15 protein-coding genes and 2 rRNA genes are annotated in these 13,590 nt (G+C 34.7%); 2 read left to right on the top strand and 15 right to left on the bottom strand.

The window, feature by feature from the left end:
* Window positions 1-22: 22 nt before the first annotated feature.
* The 3 genes from ACTNDN_RS13055 to metG form a co-directional block, all read right to left on the bottom strand.
* Window positions 23-1,204: a G5 and 3D domain-containing protein gene (locus ACTNDN_RS13055; protein ID WP_031537117.1), complete on the bottom strand. Its 1,182-nt coding sequence runs from the start codon at window positions 1,202-1,204 to the stop codon at window positions 23-25.
* Between the two features lie 237 nt (window positions 1,205-1,441).
* Entirely contained in the window at window positions 1,442-2,209 is a 768-nt protein-coding gene (locus ACTNDN_RS13050) for a TatD family hydrolase (RefSeq protein WP_031537116.1), read from the bottom strand.
* Between the two features lie 184 nt (window positions 2,210-2,393).
* A complete protein-coding gene (gene metG, locus ACTNDN_RS13045) occupies window positions 2,394-4,382 on the bottom strand; it encodes a methionine--tRNA ligase (protein ID WP_031537115.1) in 1,989 nt (662 codons plus the stop codon).
* A gap of 475 nt (window positions 4,383-4,857) precedes the next feature.
* Between metG and ACTNDN_RS13040 the strand changes: the two genes are divergently transcribed.
* Window positions 4,858-5,142, top strand: coding sequence for an AbrB/MazE/SpoVT family DNA-binding domain-containing protein (locus ACTNDN_RS13040; protein WP_031537114.1), 285 nt, complete (start codon window positions 4,858-4,860; stop codon window positions 5,140-5,142).
* A gap of 184 nt (window positions 5,143-5,326) precedes the next feature.
* On the opposite strand, the gene rsmI is transcribed toward ACTNDN_RS13040, so the two are convergent.
* The 10 genes from rsmI to ACTNDN_RS12990 all read right to left on the bottom strand — a co-directional run bounded on the left by rsmI (window position 5,327) and on the right by ACTNDN_RS12990 (window position 12,688).
* Window positions 5,327-6,193 carry a 16S rRNA (cytidine(1402)-2'-O)-methyltransferase gene (gene rsmI, locus ACTNDN_RS13035; protein ID WP_031537112.1) on the bottom strand — a complete coding sequence of 289 codons (867 nt, stop codon included), beginning with the start codon at window positions 6,191-6,193 and terminating at the stop codon, window positions 5,327-5,329.
* Window positions 6,171-6,458 carry a GIY-YIG nuclease family protein gene (locus ACTNDN_RS13030; RefSeq protein ID WP_031537111.1) on the bottom strand — a complete coding sequence of 96 codons (288 nt, stop codon included), beginning with the start codon at window positions 6,456-6,458 and terminating at the stop codon, window positions 6,171-6,173. The genes rsmI and ACTNDN_RS13030 overlap by 23 nt, the downstream gene beginning before the upstream one ends.
* Window positions 6,448-7,191, bottom strand: a complete 744-nt coding sequence (locus ACTNDN_RS13025) for a tRNA1(Val) (adenine(37)-N6)-methyltransferase (RefSeq protein ID WP_031537110.1) — start codon at window positions 7,189-7,191, stop codon at window positions 6,448-6,450. The genes ACTNDN_RS13030 and ACTNDN_RS13025 overlap by 11 nt, the downstream gene beginning before the upstream one ends.
* 128 nt (window positions 7,192-7,319) lie before the next feature.
* Window positions 7,320-7,697 (bottom strand): DNA replication initiation control protein YabA, encoded by a 378-nt coding sequence (yabA, locus tag ACTNDN_RS13020; RefSeq protein ID WP_031537109.1) that lies wholly within the window; start codon window positions 7,695-7,697, stop codon window positions 7,320-7,322.
* Between the two features lie 12 nt (window positions 7,698-7,709).
* A complete protein-coding gene (locus tag ACTNDN_RS13015; protein ID WP_031537108.1) occupies window positions 7,710-8,537 on the bottom strand; it encodes a PSP1 domain-containing protein in 828 nt (275 codons plus the stop codon).
* Window positions 8,530-9,537 (bottom strand): DNA polymerase III subunit delta', encoded by a 1,008-nt coding sequence (gene holB / locus ACTNDN_RS13010; protein ID WP_031537107.1) that lies wholly within the window; start codon window positions 9,535-9,537, stop codon window positions 8,530-8,532. Before holB ends, ACTNDN_RS13015 begins: the two co-directional genes overlap by 8 nt.
* A gap of 13 nt (window positions 9,538-9,550) precedes the next feature.
* Window positions 9,551-9,988, bottom strand: coding sequence for a YaaR family protein (locus ACTNDN_RS13005; RefSeq protein WP_048719094.1), 438 nt, complete (start codon window positions 9,986-9,988; stop codon window positions 9,551-9,553).
* Between the two features lie 106 nt (window positions 9,989-10,094).
* Window positions 10,095-10,424 (bottom strand): cyclic-di-AMP receptor, encoded by a 330-nt coding sequence (locus ACTNDN_RS13000; protein WP_031537105.1) that lies wholly within the window; start codon window positions 10,422-10,424, stop codon window positions 10,095-10,097.
* 173 nt (window positions 10,425-10,597) lie between these two features.
* Window positions 10,598-11,227: a dTMP kinase gene (gene tmk, locus ACTNDN_RS12995; protein ID WP_031540304.1), complete on the bottom strand. Its 630-nt coding sequence runs from the start codon at window positions 11,225-11,227 to the stop codon at window positions 10,598-10,600.
* Between the two features lie 21 nt (window positions 11,228-11,248).
* Entirely contained in the window at window positions 11,249-12,688 is a 1,440-nt protein-coding gene (locus ACTNDN_RS12990) for an aminotransferase class I/II-fold pyridoxal phosphate-dependent enzyme (RefSeq protein WP_031540303.1), read from the bottom strand.
* 177 nt (window positions 12,689-12,865) lie between these two features.
* On the opposite strand from ACTNDN_RS12990, the gene ACTNDN_RS12985 reads away from it, so the two are divergent.
* Window positions 12,866-13,075, top strand: a complete 210-nt coding sequence (locus ACTNDN_RS12985; RefSeq protein WP_031540302.1) for a sigma factor G inhibitor Gin — start codon at window positions 12,866-12,868, stop codon at window positions 13,073-13,075.
* A gap of 82 nt (window positions 13,076-13,157) precedes the next feature.
* Here ACTNDN_RS12985 and rrf read toward each other — a convergent pair.
* A 5S ribosomal RNA gene (rrf, locus tag ACTNDN_RS12980) occupies window positions 13,158-13,275 on the bottom strand.
* Between the two features lie 226 nt (window positions 13,276-13,501).
* A 23S ribosomal RNA gene (locus tag ACTNDN_RS12975) occupies window positions 13,502-13,590 on the bottom strand; the annotation flags it as partial.

Here is a 13,590-nt window from a genome sequence, read left to right as displayed (position 1 = left end):
AAGTGTCTAGATTTATTGATTGCTAATTAATTATTTTTATCATAACTTGCCTGTTACCCCAACGGTAAGCTTCTGCTTTTGAAGAAAAGAAAACATCGATTTTCTGTCCTTTCACGCTTCCACCTGTATCACCTGCAACAGCATAGCCATAGCCTTCAACATAAACCTTTGTTCCTAATGGGATAAAACTTGGGTCGACAGCAATTACTTTTGCATTTGGATTAGCTTTCAGATCAATTCCAGTAGCCGTTCGGCCAGAACATCCATTACAACTAGCAGTATATGCTGTTGAATTGACGTACACTTCTTTCCCGCTTTCTTCTCCTCGGGATGCTAGTTGTATGACATCGCCTTTTGTTCCAACAGATACAATTTTGTCCTGCTTTTCTTTCACTGTTGTTTCACTGAGTAATTTCCGGGAAATCTCTTTGCCATTTTCCTTGGTAACTTCATACTTTTTAGAGACTAATCCTTCTGTGCCCTTTTTCAGTATCTTCTCAGTACCTGCCGGAAGATTATCGTCCTTTTGGGTAATAACGGCAAAGTTAATCGGTTGTTCCACTACATCGGTGACCTTTTCTATTCTTTTTATATTTACAACAGTTTCCTCTTTCACTTTTTCTTTTAGATCTGGTTCAACTCGGTCTAATTTAGCAAGTGATATCTCATGTTGTGTTAAAAAGTCAGCGACCGTAGTCGAAGTGGACCATACTTGTTTTTTCTTTCCTGCGTCTACTAGTGTGACTGGAAATGCTGTATGTACGACAACTTCCATATTATGTTCTATAGCGTTAGTTTCTTTCTGATTGATCTGATCATGCTCGTTCAAAGAAATTTTTTGTTCTTCTAAAAACTCCTTAACAGTATCTACTGTTGTCCAAACCGTTTTCTTCTCGTCGTCTTTTTGCAATTCAACCTGTTTAGCTTTCTTCCAGACAACTTCAAGGTTATCTGTAACCTTTGTGTTTAACGAGGGAAACACATAATCTTTTGAGCCAATAGCAATGTCCAAGTCATCAAATATTTGTTTTATAGTAGATGAGTGCGTCTCGATGATTTGTTCTTTACCATTTAGCGTCAGCGCCACAGTATTTTTAGTAGTTTCATAAATTATAAAGCCTAAGCTACTTGCAAAAACGATGAAACTAGCTAAAAAGATGGACACCTTTTTCCTGCTCAAAGATTTCGAAAACAGGTTTTTCATGTTTTGGATTACGATGAAAAACGCCTCCTTTTCTCTCGGAGTGATTATATAGAGTATCATGTCTGCTGTCAACCCTTAAGAATCTTTGAACGTATTTCTTATTATGCAAAAAAAACAAGCGAAAGGAAAGAAAGAAATCTCGACATAATTAGTCTATGAGAAAAGAAAGCGATGTAGAATGATTAAAAATAAGGTGAATTTCAGACAAACTTTTTCGTTATTCGACAAAAATCTTTATCAGTTTATGCCGAATAATTTTTTTGCATTTTCTGTTGTTTTTCTAGCCACCTCTTCATAAGAAATCCCTTTAATCGCAGCAATTTCCTCTGCCACTAATTTTACATAACTCGGTTCATTTCTTTTACCCCTAAACGGTGTCGGCGCTAAATATGGACAGTCTGTTTCAATTAATAAATGATCTAGTGAAACTGCTTCTGCAACCTCTTTTGGTTTCCGGGCATTTTTGAAAGTCACCGTTCCACCTAGCGAGATATAGAAATTCATATTTATGCATTCTAGTGCAGTTTCTACACTCCCACCATAACAGTGCATAATCCCTCCAACTTCTTTCGCATCTTCCTCTTTTAAAATTTCTACAATATCAGCTGTTGCTTCACGATTATGAATAATTATTGGAAGTTTTACTTTTTTTGCTAGTTGAATTTGTTTTCTGAATACCTCTTTTTGAATTTCCTTTGGCGATTTATCCCAATGATAATCTAATCCCATTTCTCCAATTGCAATTACTTTTGGATGCTTAGCTAACTCTTCAATCCAAACTAAGTCTTCTTCTTTCATATCAATTGCATCTACTGGGTGCCATCCTATACTTGCATAAACAAATTCATATTGCTCAATAAGCTCCATCGCTCTTGTGATGGTAGGTCTATCAAATCCAACAACTACCATCTTTTCCATCCCAGCATCCATTGCCCGTTCTATAACTTCTTCTAAATCCTCTTGAAACTCATCTGCGTTAATATGTGTATGGGTATCAAATAACATGAAAATCTTCCCTCCATCTTTTGTTAGATATACTTACAATCGCTTATTGCTTATGTTGATTCCTCTTTTTTTCATACTGTAAGAAGAAAAAACATAGAGATGTTTAACCCATTGTTTTCCTCACCTTTTTAAGAAAGGCGATTCCTCTTTAGGAACATCTCCATGTTTTTTCATTGATTTGTTTTTATTTTACTTTTGAACCCAATGGTAAAGCTTCTGCAATTGTCGCAAGAGACAGTTCACCATCATGACTTCCAGCTAAAATCATACCTTGTGAAAGCTCTCCTCTTAATTTAACCGGTTTTAAATTTGTTACACAAATAACTTTTCGTCCAACTAAGTCTTCTGGAGAATAATATTTAGCAATACCAGAAACTACTTGTCGTTTCTCATAACCTAAATCTAATTGTAGCTTCAATAACTTGTCTGCTTTTTTCACTGGTTCTGCTTCAAGAACTTGTGCAACACGTAAGTCCACTTTCATAAAGTCATCTATCGTGATTTCATCTACTTCTGGAACTTCTTGGACTTCTGGTTTCTTCTCTTCTTCCTTTTGAGGTCCCTTCATCTCTTCCTTGATAAATTCCACCTCTTCTTGGATATCTAACCTAGGGAAAATAGGATCTCCCTTCTCAACTATAGTACCTGCAGGTATGACCCCAAAACGTTCTAGGCTATCCCAAGTGTGCAAAGAAACGTCCTGTATATTTAATTGTTTAAAAATCTTGTCAGGAGTTCTTGTTAAGAAAGGTTTTAGTAAAATAGCGATTCTTCTTAAAGATTCCGCTAAATGGTTCATAACAATTGCTAATTCTTCTGTTCTTTCTTCTTTTGCCAACACCCATGGTTGTGTTTCATCAATATATTTATTATTTCTGCTAATTAATTGCCATAATGTTGTTAATACAACAGAGAACTCCATATTATCCATATGCTCTGCATATTTTTCCACTGTTTCTCTATGTGCCGCAACAAGAGATTGTTCAAACGGTCCTTCCGAATTTTTATAAGTAGGTATTTCTCCATTAAAGTACTTATTAATCATCGCCACTGTACGATTTAATAAATTACCTAAATCATTGGCTAAGTCAAAATTCACTCTTTCTACAAATGCTTCAGGAGTAAATACACCATCAGAACCAAACGGAACTTCTCTTAGTAAATAATAACGAAGGGCATCTAAACCATAACGATCAATTAATGTAACAGGATTAACCACATTGCCCTTTGATTTAGACATTTTGCCATCCTTCATAAGGATCCAACCATGTGCAAAAACCTTCTTCGGCAATGGAAGGTCTAATGCCATTAACATAATTGGCCAATAAATTGTATGGAAACGTACAATTTCTTTCCCTACTAAATGGACATTTGCTGGCCAGAACTTCTTATATAATGTCTCATCATCAGAACCATATCCTAGTGCGGTAATATAATTGGAAAGTGCATCAATCCACACATAAACAACATGCTTCGGATCTCCTGGAACTTTAATTCCCCAATCAAATGTAGTTCTTGAAACAGCCAAGTCTTCTAATCCAGGTTTAATAAAGTTATTAATCATCTCATTCTTACGAGATTCTGGTTGAATAAATGCTGGATTTTCCTCATAAAACGCTAATAAACGATCAGCATATTTTCCCATTCTAAAGAAATAAGATTCTTCTTTCACTAATTCAACAGCATGACCACTATCAGGGCTTTTACCTCCAATTACTTTTCCATTTTCATCATGGATAGGATCAACTAGTTGAAGCTCTGTATAATATGTTTCATCAGAAACAGAATACCAGCCTTGATACTCGTCTAAATAAATATCTCCTTGATCCACTAGCTTCTTAAACATTTTTTCCACAATATCTGTATGTCTTTTTTCTGTAGTACGAATAAAATCATCGTAAGAAATATCCAGTTTACCCCATAGTTCTTTAATTCCTGCAACAATTTCATCTACATATTGAATAGGCGTAATTCCTGCTTCTTCTGCTTTTCGTTGGATTTTTTGTCCATGTTCATCCGTTCCGGTTAAATAACGAACTTCATAGCCTCGCATTCTTTTATAACGAGCCATTGCATCTCCAGCAACTGTTGTGTAAGCATGTCCAATATGTAAATTACCACTTGGATAATAAATTGGCGTAGTAATATAAAAAGATTTTTCTTGATCCTTCACTTAGTTCCCTCCTATATATATGTATACATATGTACCTTTAGTAAAATAAAAATAACCGATATTACTATTGTAACCATTCTTCTTTTTTATCGAAACAAAAAAGTATAAGAACATTCGTATAAACCGCATAATCATTGCCATTTTTTCCTTTTATCCCATCAAAATATACCTAAAATTACTAGTTTATGCAACAGACATTTTAAAGCCTGTTGGAAAAGAAATAAAAATGTTGGTTTTTGTCGAAAAAAGAACATAAATAATACTATTAAAATATACTAATTTATCCCACTAACTAGGTAAGTATCTGACTACTTCTCGCAAAAGCCTAATATAACAAGGCTTTTTAAAATACAATAATTTGAAAATAAATAATTGACGTTTATGGGAATGGCTGGTATTATAATGACATACAAAGAAATTTGTCGAAAATTAGCGAAAAAAATATAAATATTCACTTTTTGGGAGGAGAAAATAAATGAAATCTACAGGTATTGTTCGTAAAGTTGATGAATTAGGTCGTGTAGTTATTCCAATCGAATTAAGACGTACATTAGGTATTGCTGAAAAAGATGCTCTAGAAATTTATGTAGATGATGAAAAAATCATCTTAAAAAAATATAAGCCAAACATGACTTGCCAAGTTACTGGAGAAGTTTCAGATGACAACCTTTCTTTAGCTGGCGGTAAATTAATCCTTAGCCGTGAAGGTGCAGAGCAATTAATCCAAGAAATTAAAAGTAACTTTGAAGTTTCTAAATAAGAATAAAATAAGAAATGTGTAGGTACTTTTTCAACTAGTATTTATCCATCCATCTTTTTATTGGATTAGAAGCTCCTTGAAGTAACTAGAACCTATTCATTCTTTTTTTATAAACAAAGGGCTGCCTTATTAAAGGTGAACACCATGTTATTTTATGTTCACTTTTATGACGGCAGCTCTTTTCTTATTCAATATGATATTCTTGGTAGACGTCTCTTTTTTGCATTCCTCTATCTAATGCTGTCTTTTTAATTGCTTCTTTTACTGTAATTCCTTCTTTTTGAACATAATGATTCACTTGTTGTACAACGGTCAATTCGTCCCACCAATTATTTTCTTCTTCTTTTTGGAATTCACCCTGCTCAATTACTAAACAAAATTCTCCTCTAATTTCTTCTGATTGCGACCATGCAATTGCTTCCTCTACTGTACCACGAATAAATTCTTCATATAGCTTGGTCAATTCTCTGCATAAAGTGATCTTTCTATTACCAAGTATATCCATTATTAAAGTTAAAGTTTCTTTTAAACGGTGTGGAGATTCATATAAAAGAATCGTACCTGGAATAGTCTTAAGGAAAAGTAATTCTTTTTTCTTCTCCTTTTTTTGTCGATTAAGAAATCCATAAAAATAAAAGGGATGTGTCGGAAGACCTGAAGCAATAAGTGCTGTTAATGCCGCATTGGCTCCTGGAAGTGGAATAACTGGAATTTCTTGAGCAATCGCATCTATAACTAGTTCATATCCTGGATCTGCAATAGTTGGCATCCCTGCATCACTTACTAAGGCAATAACTTTTTCTTCTTTTAAAGCTTGTATTAGCTTCTGGCCACTCGTCTCTTTATTATGCTCATGATAACTAACCACAGGTGTAGTGATTTCAAAATAGTTACAAAGCTTTTTTGTATTACGTGTATCTTCGGCAGCAATAACATCTGCCTCTTTCAGAATCCTGATTGCACGAAAACTCATATCTTCTAAATTCCCAATAGGAGTAGGGACTAGATACAGAGATCCTCTTTTTTCTTTATAGCTTTTTTGTTGCTTCATTTCCTTCACCAAGCTCCTTCTTTAGAAACTGCTCTTTTTTCTTTCTCCCTAATTGTTTAAAGGCATACTCTTGTTGCATGGCTTCCTGTTTTGTTTGGAATTCCTCCTGATAAATAATCGCTACTGGCAAACGCCCTCTAGTATATTTTGCCCCTTTTCCGGCATTATGTGTATTCAAACGCTTTTGAAGATCATTTGTATAGCCTGCATAATAGCTTCCATCATTACAAATTAGTACATAGAAATAATGCTTCTTACTTTCCATATAAAATTTTACTCATTTCCTCTGTATAATTGTTGCCATCTTTATAAACAAATAACGGAGGTAAAACTTTTAAGTCCGGTTTGCCATCTTTTATCGCTTCGACTAGCAAAATATTCGCTTCCTTCCCTGCTTTTGGATAAACGAATCGTATACGCTTTGGCTCCAATCGATTTGCTCGCATTAATGTAATGATATCTAATAATCTTCCTGGTCTATGGACAAAAGCCACTTTTCCACCTTGTTTAACTAATTGGCTAGCTACACTAATGGAGTCCTCCAACGTACAGAGGAGTTCATGCCTCGCAATAGCAAGATGCTCATTTATATTAATCTCTTCTATAGAATTAGTCTTCTTAAAGTAAGGGGGATTACACGTAACTGCATCATACTTCTCCGATCCAAGGAAGCTAGGGGCATTCTTAATATCACCATGAATCATTTTAATTTTCTCTTCTAACTGATTATACTGTATACTTCGATTCGCCATATCATATAATCGTTCCTGTATCTCGACTCCTATGATTTCTCCCTGTGTACGAAGTGATAAAAAAAGTGGAATAACCCCATTGCCACTACATAAATCGACTATCTTCCCTTTTTTTAAGGGAATACCTACAAAATCAGCTAATAATACTGCATCTAACGAGAATGAAAATACGGATGGACTTTGGATAATCCTTAAACGTTCATCCAATAAATAATCTAATCTTTCATCTCCAATTAATGGTACCACTACCTTTAACCTCCATTTATTTATTACCTACATAGAAAAAGAGATGTCTCAAGAAGAAAGAGTCATCCCATCCAATACAATTGGTTGTATTGCTTATTTTCACTGGGATTATTTTCTTTGAGACATCCTTATTTTTTATTAAGAAACGACAAACAAAATAGACAATCACCATCTTTTCGGGGACTCCCAAAATGAAGATTACAAATATGGAAACCTTCTTGATACAATCTTGCGAGGTTATCATATCCTTCCCCTATATCAATGTTTTTTTCCTCTATCATCTTACTTTGTTTTGCGTTTCTTTTTTTCTGATTATCCTGTCTTGATTCTTTCTCTCTTGGTATATCCTCTAAATGCTTCCTTAGATTCTCATTTTCTAGCTTCAACCTATTATTTTCTTCAATAAGTTCAGCTACATGCTGTTTAAGATCACCTAATTGCTTATATAAATTACCAATTTGACTTTCCATATTTATTACTGATTCAAAAACTTCTTTTTTATCCACTCTTCCACCTCATTAATCTGTGGATTGAACTGAAACAGCATCTTCTTGCAGTATTTCATCTAATGTATATTCAAGCACTCGTTCTTGTTCAGAAATTTCCACTTGGAGTACACGTTCTAAAATATTTAAACCAACAACTTTTCCCTTTCCATCCGGTGTATTAATCCAGTCACCTAAGTCAGGTAAAAGTTCTTTTGCAGCTTCATAATCATCATTTTCATATTTTAAACAACACATTAATCGTCCACATAATCCAGAAATTTTTGTTGGATTTAAGGAAAGGTTTTGATCTTTTGCCATCTTAATAGATACTGGTTCAAAATCCCCTAAGAAAGTTGAACAGCAAAGCATCCTTCCACAAGGACCAATGCCACCTAACATTTTCGCCTCATCTCTAACCCCAATCTGACGAAGCTCAATTCTAGTTCTAAAAATGGATGCTAAATCTTTTACTAATTCCCTAAAATCTACTCGACCATCTGCGGTAAAATAAAAAATGATTTTATTACGGTCAAATGTATATTCTACATCAACCAATTTCATCTCTAATTCATGTAGCGTCACTTTCTCACAGCAAACATCATATGCTTCTTTGGCTGCGAATTTATTTTCCTCTACAATCATTTGATCTTTCTGATCCGCAATTCTTAATACTTTCTTTAAAGGTAAAACAACGTCATTTTCATCTACTTTTTTCGGGCCAATTACTACTCTCCCGAATTCTACACCCCGAACAGTTTCAACGATGACAAAGTCTCCCTTTTGGATAATTAATTCATTTGGATCAAAATAATATATTTTTCCAGCTTTTTTAAAGCGGATTCCTACGACATCATACAACTGAAGATCCCTCCTGCAGCTTTAGCACCAGCTGCTCCATCAATAACTGTGGATTCATATTCCCTTGCAGCTTTCGCTTTGCTTCAAAAATAGCTGTCATTTGTTCCGTTAAGCGCCTATTAGAAGTTCTTAAGGCATATGCCTCTAGACGTTCTTTCTCGCCAACGTATACAATCTGATCGTGCTTGCCAAGCTGTATATATAATAAATCTTTATATAGTAGCAATAATAAATCGAGCCCTCTATCAAACTGATCTTTTTCTTTAAAATGTGAAAACCAGTCTCTTTGAAGAGCCACTAATGCTTCTAATGGGGTTCTATTCAGAACCTCATATAATTTTACCACTATTTTTTGTGCTTGTACAAACCATTCATCTGTACTTAGAGTCAATGCTTCTTCAAAACTATTGGTAATCTGCGCAAGCAAAGGGGCTTCATTTGGTTTAATTCCATTTCTTACTAGTTCTTTTGCCATTTCATTTGGGGATAATGGTTTAAAGGAAAGTGTTTGGCATCGAGATAAAATAGTCGGCAATATTTGCTGAATTTGTTCCGTTAATAGAATGGCAGTTGTTTCTGCATTAGGTTCTTCCAAAAATTTCAACAAACTATTAGCTGCATTGGTGGTCATTTTATCTGCGTGAACAAGAATGTAAACCTTTTGATTTGACTCCACCCCAGTTTTTGAAAATTCTTCTTGCAGGCTTTGTATCTGATGTTTTTTTATTGATAATCCATCTGGTTCAAGCAAGTGAACGTCTGGATGATTTCCATTATTTATCCTCTTGCAATTAGAACATGTTTCACATGGAACATATCCTTTTATACTATTTTCACATAAAATACTCTTTGTGAGAACAAGACTTATTTCCCTTTTCCCCGTACCTTTCATTCCCTCAAAAAGGTAAGCATGTGCTAGTCGTTCTTTTTTTAAGCTGTTTTTCAGCATCTTTAAAACAATGGGCTGTGTCTGTTCAAGCTGTTCCCATGTTCTTGTCAAGACAATCACTCCATTACGTATATATATTAATCAGCAAACCTTTGATTTCACCAATTTTATCCAAAATATTTAAACTGTTTTTCTCTTTTGCTATTACTTCTTCTGTCAGTTCAACTAATTTATCATCTATGACATGTATAATACTTAAATCTCTACCCTGACCAAACTGATCCCAAGAATTATCTTTTTTCACTTCCATCCCATATTCAACAGCTTCCTTTACAAACTGTTTTACAAGGGATTTATACTTAGTCAAATCCTTTAGATTTTGAGATCTCCCCAACCTGTTACCAATATCATCAATGTTTTTCATTAATGTCTGAAGCTGTTCGATCTTCAATTTCTCGTTTTGTTGTTGGACATATCCTTGAAATTTCGAACCACCTAGACTACCTTTTGTTTCTATTTTAGTCCCTTCAGGCTTAATTCGAATGTCTTTATTTATCTTCATATTCTTCCTCCTGAAGAACGTTCTACTTCTTACTGGATAGCATAGACTACCATTATCCATTAAGCATGAAAGTACATCGGCAACTCGAAGCTAACCGATGTATGATTTAAAATTGCTTAAATTGCTCAACAGGTAATACAAAAACAGTTGCTCCTCCCACTTCCACTTCCACTGGATAAGGAACGTAAGAGTCTGCATTCCCTCCCATGGGCGAAACAGGAGCTACTAATTGATCTCTTGATTGACAATTATCTTTAATAATTTGCAAAGCCTTTTCCACACGTATATCTTCCGTTCCTATCATAAAGGTGGTATTTCCAGATTTCAAAAATCCGCCCGTACTCGCAAGCTTTGTCGCTCTAAAATTATTTTCAACAAGTGCATTAAGCAATTTATTGCTATCTTTATCTTGAATGACTGTTAGAATTAATTTCATTTTTATCCCGCCCCTTATTATAGTTTCCGAATGATTTTATAACTTGTTCCTATTATAGCAATAAATGCAAAAACAAACAGCTGAAAGGAAAAATAATTCCTCAGGCGCATTGTCAGCACTCATTCTTTAGAAGTAATAGATTTACATGAATATTTTGTTTAAAGGTACCCATACTATTTCAGAAATTGATTAATAATCTCTACCGTATCTTGAAATACCTGCTCTAAAGGCTTAGATGCATCCACTTTAACAATTCTTTCTGGAAATTTCTCTATCACCTTATAATAGCCCTCTTGGACCAATTCATGAAATTCTATTTTTTCTAAGTCTAGACGATTGATCTCCCTATCACTAGTAGTGTTAATTCTCGCTAAACCAACTCGTGGGTCAAGATCAAAATAAATCGTTAGCTCCGGCATCACATCTCCAATAGCAAATTGATTAATCTCCCAAATTTCATCCATGTCAATTCCTCTAGCAAACCCCTGATATGCCAAAGAGCTATCAATAAAACGATCACATAGAATAATTGCTCCACTGTTTAAAGCTGGTATTACTTTCTCTACTAAATGCTGTCTTCTTGCAGCTGCATAAAGTAAAGCTTCTGTTCTAGCATCCATTTCAGTATGCTTGGGATCTAATATAATACTTCTAATTTTTTCAGAAATAGGGATTCCACCTGGTTCTCGCGTCTTAATAATCTGCTTCTCTTGCTCCTGGTAATAGTTTAACAACATATCAATAATCGTTGTTTTCCCTGCTCCCTCTGGTCCTTCTAATGTAATAAAGAGCCCTTTTGTCACCGTATTGTCCTCCTAAAGCTGTCATTTCTCGAAAATTGTAATTTTATTTTCATAAATAGATGGGCTTCCTTGGAATCTCGCTCCATCTTTTAATAAGTTCTTTATTTGATTGATATGATACATCGTTATTTCCTCACCAGGCATTAGAATAGGGATTCCTGGTGGATACGGAATAATTGTTTCTGCACAAATAGCATGATGGGCATCATTTAATGATATTTCTCTTTTATTTCGTAAAGCTTGCTCTGTTTCACCAAGTTTTAATTCTACTATATCCTGCCCTTTTTTTATAGATGCTGACACTTTTCTTTCATAGGGAATCTCAGATAGGTTCTCAGACAATGCCTTTCTTACTTTAGTAATAATCTCATTAAGAGGAAATGCTATTTCTTTTTTTAGCAATGGAAAAACAAATAGTACATTATTAGAATCAGCTAATTCTGTATAAATCCCCTCTTTTTCTAATTGTTTTTGAAGAATAAAACCAGTTTTATCTACTGTCGATTGAATAGTAATTTTTAAGGGATCCCCTATATAAGGATAACCTAACACTTTTAGCTGTGAAACCTTTGCTAGCTCACTACGAAACAGACTAATAGTATTTTGCAGGTAATCCCAATCCTCCTCACTGTATGTTGCTAAATAGTGTCTAGCCTTATCTAAGGAAGCCATGATTAAGTAAGAGGGGCTACTGGACTGCAATATCTCCAGATAATATTTTACTTCATGCTCCTCTATAAAATCAGTATTATAGTGTAAGTATGCTCCCATGGTTAAGGCAGGAAGTGTTTTATGTGCGGACTGAACAACTAGATCAGCCCCCAATTGAACAGCTGATGGTGGAAATTTATCATTTCCTATAAAATGAGCACCATGGGCTTCATCAACTAAAACACAAATTCCGTTAGCATGGGCTAATTGAATGATTTCTTCTAAATTTCCAATCATACCATAATAATTAGGAGACGTTAGGATAAGTGTTTTCACTTCAGGAAATTGAGCAATCGCTTGCTTTACGGTTCTTTCTGAAAGGACTGTTTCCACCTTCCATTCTTCCTCATAATCGGGACTTAGAAAAATCGGTTTTGCTTTAGCAAGCTTTATTCCATTCATTACTGATTTATGACTATTCCTTTGAACAAATACTTTATCTCCTTCTTTTAAAGAGGCAAGTATCATAGCTAAATTCCCAACAGTACTTCCATTTACAAGAAAATAGCTTTTTTTCACTCCATAAAGATCTGTTAATAGTTTCTCTGCATCACCAATAACGCCCATAGGAGCATGTAAATCATCTAGGTCATTAAGCTCCGTAACATCAAATTTCCATAATTGTCTTCTCCATTCCTCGTCATTATAAGAAATCAATTCTCCATTCTTATGGCCTGGCACATGAAAAGATATATTATTTTCCGACTGAAACTGTAAGAGTTTAGAATATAATGGTGTTTTTTCTTGCAATAGTACTCCTCTTTTCTTTTTTCTCTCTATTTATAGTATCACTTTTTTGACTATCTTATCATTGCCTAGCTTTAAACTTGCTAGAACGAAGTAAATAAGTGATTGATAGACTTTGAGAGTCAATGTATAAATGATTACTAAAATGGTTAAAATAGTTTCTATGGAGGTGGAGAAAAAATGGGGAAATATCATACCCAATCAATTAAAGGGGAAAAATGTCTTATATGTGAAAATAATAAATTAGAAGGAATTCATCTCTTTCAATCTTTTATATGTATGGACTGCGAGAGAGAAATCGTCAACACCAAAACAAGTGATCCAAAATATCAATTTTTTGTTTATCAAATGGGAAAAGCACGGATTTTACAAGAAAGACGCCAAGCCTAATCTTTGGATGAATAATCTATCTAATAATTAGTAAACTATAAAAAAACAAGCATCCACCAAAGTAGATGCTTGTTTTATTCGTGCCTGGCGACGTCCTACTCTCACAGGGGGAGAACCCCCAACTACCATCGGCGCTTTAGAAGCTTAACTTCCGTGTTCGGTATGGGAACGGGTGTGACCTTCTCGCTATCGCCACCAGACTTATTTATTTAGAGAATTATTCTCTCAAAACTAAATCATTTAGAAGTAAACCATTTTGCCAAGTAATCATTATTGTCCAGCTCCAACGCCTATCGCCTAGCAAACTTCCGATCATCTCCCTACGATAAGTCAACATCGATTCACTTGCGTTCATCGTGTTTCCTTTATCTCAGTCGACGCTCTTCCAGTTTGTACGCCGATAAACAGGCGTTTCCGCTTTTCGTTTTAGTTAAGTCCTCGATCTATTAGTATCAGTCAGCTCCACATGTCGCCACGCTTCCACCTCTGACCTATCAACCTGATCATCTTTCAGG

Origin of the sequence: Niallia sp. HCP3S3_B10 (assembly GCF_052064465.1) — a bacterium.
GTDB lineage: Bacteria > Bacillota > Bacilli > Bacillales > Cytobacillaceae > Niallia > Niallia hominis.
This window is presented reverse-complemented; position numbering and strand designations above follow the sequence as displayed.

Bases quoted from the DNA above. Each gene is read 5' to 3' on its own strand.
- ACTNDN_RS13055 (WP_031537117.1), bottom strand. From the start codon at position 1,204: ATGAAAAACCTGTTTTCGAAATCTTTGAGCAGGAAAAAGGTGTCCATC.
- ACTNDN_RS13050 (WP_031537116.1), bottom strand. From the start codon at position 2,209: ATGTTATTTGATACCCATACACATATTAACGCAGATGAGTTTCAAGAG.
- ACTNDN_RS13040 (WP_031537114.1), top strand. From the start codon at position 4,858: ATGAAATCTACAGGTATTGTTCGTAAAGTTGATGAATTAGGTCGTGTA.
- rsmI (WP_031537112.1), bottom strand. From the start codon at position 6,193: ATGAAGCAACAAAAAAGCTATAAAGAAAAAAGAGGATCTCTGTATCTA.
- ACTNDN_RS13030 (WP_031537111.1), bottom strand. From the start codon at position 6,458: ATGGAAAGTAAGAAGCATTATTTCTATGTACTAATTTGTAATGATGGA.
- ACTNDN_RS13005 (WP_048719094.1), bottom strand. From the start codon at position 9,988: ATGAAGATAAATAAAGACATTCGAATTAAGCCTGAAGGGACTAAAATA.
- ACTNDN_RS13000 (WP_031537105.1), bottom strand. From the start codon at position 10,424: ATGAAATTAATTCTAACAGTCATTCAAGATAAAGATAGCAATAAATTG.
- ACTNDN_RS12985 (WP_031540302.1), top strand. From the start codon at position 12,866: ATGGGGAAATATCATACCCAATCAATTAAAGGGGAAAAATGTCTTATA.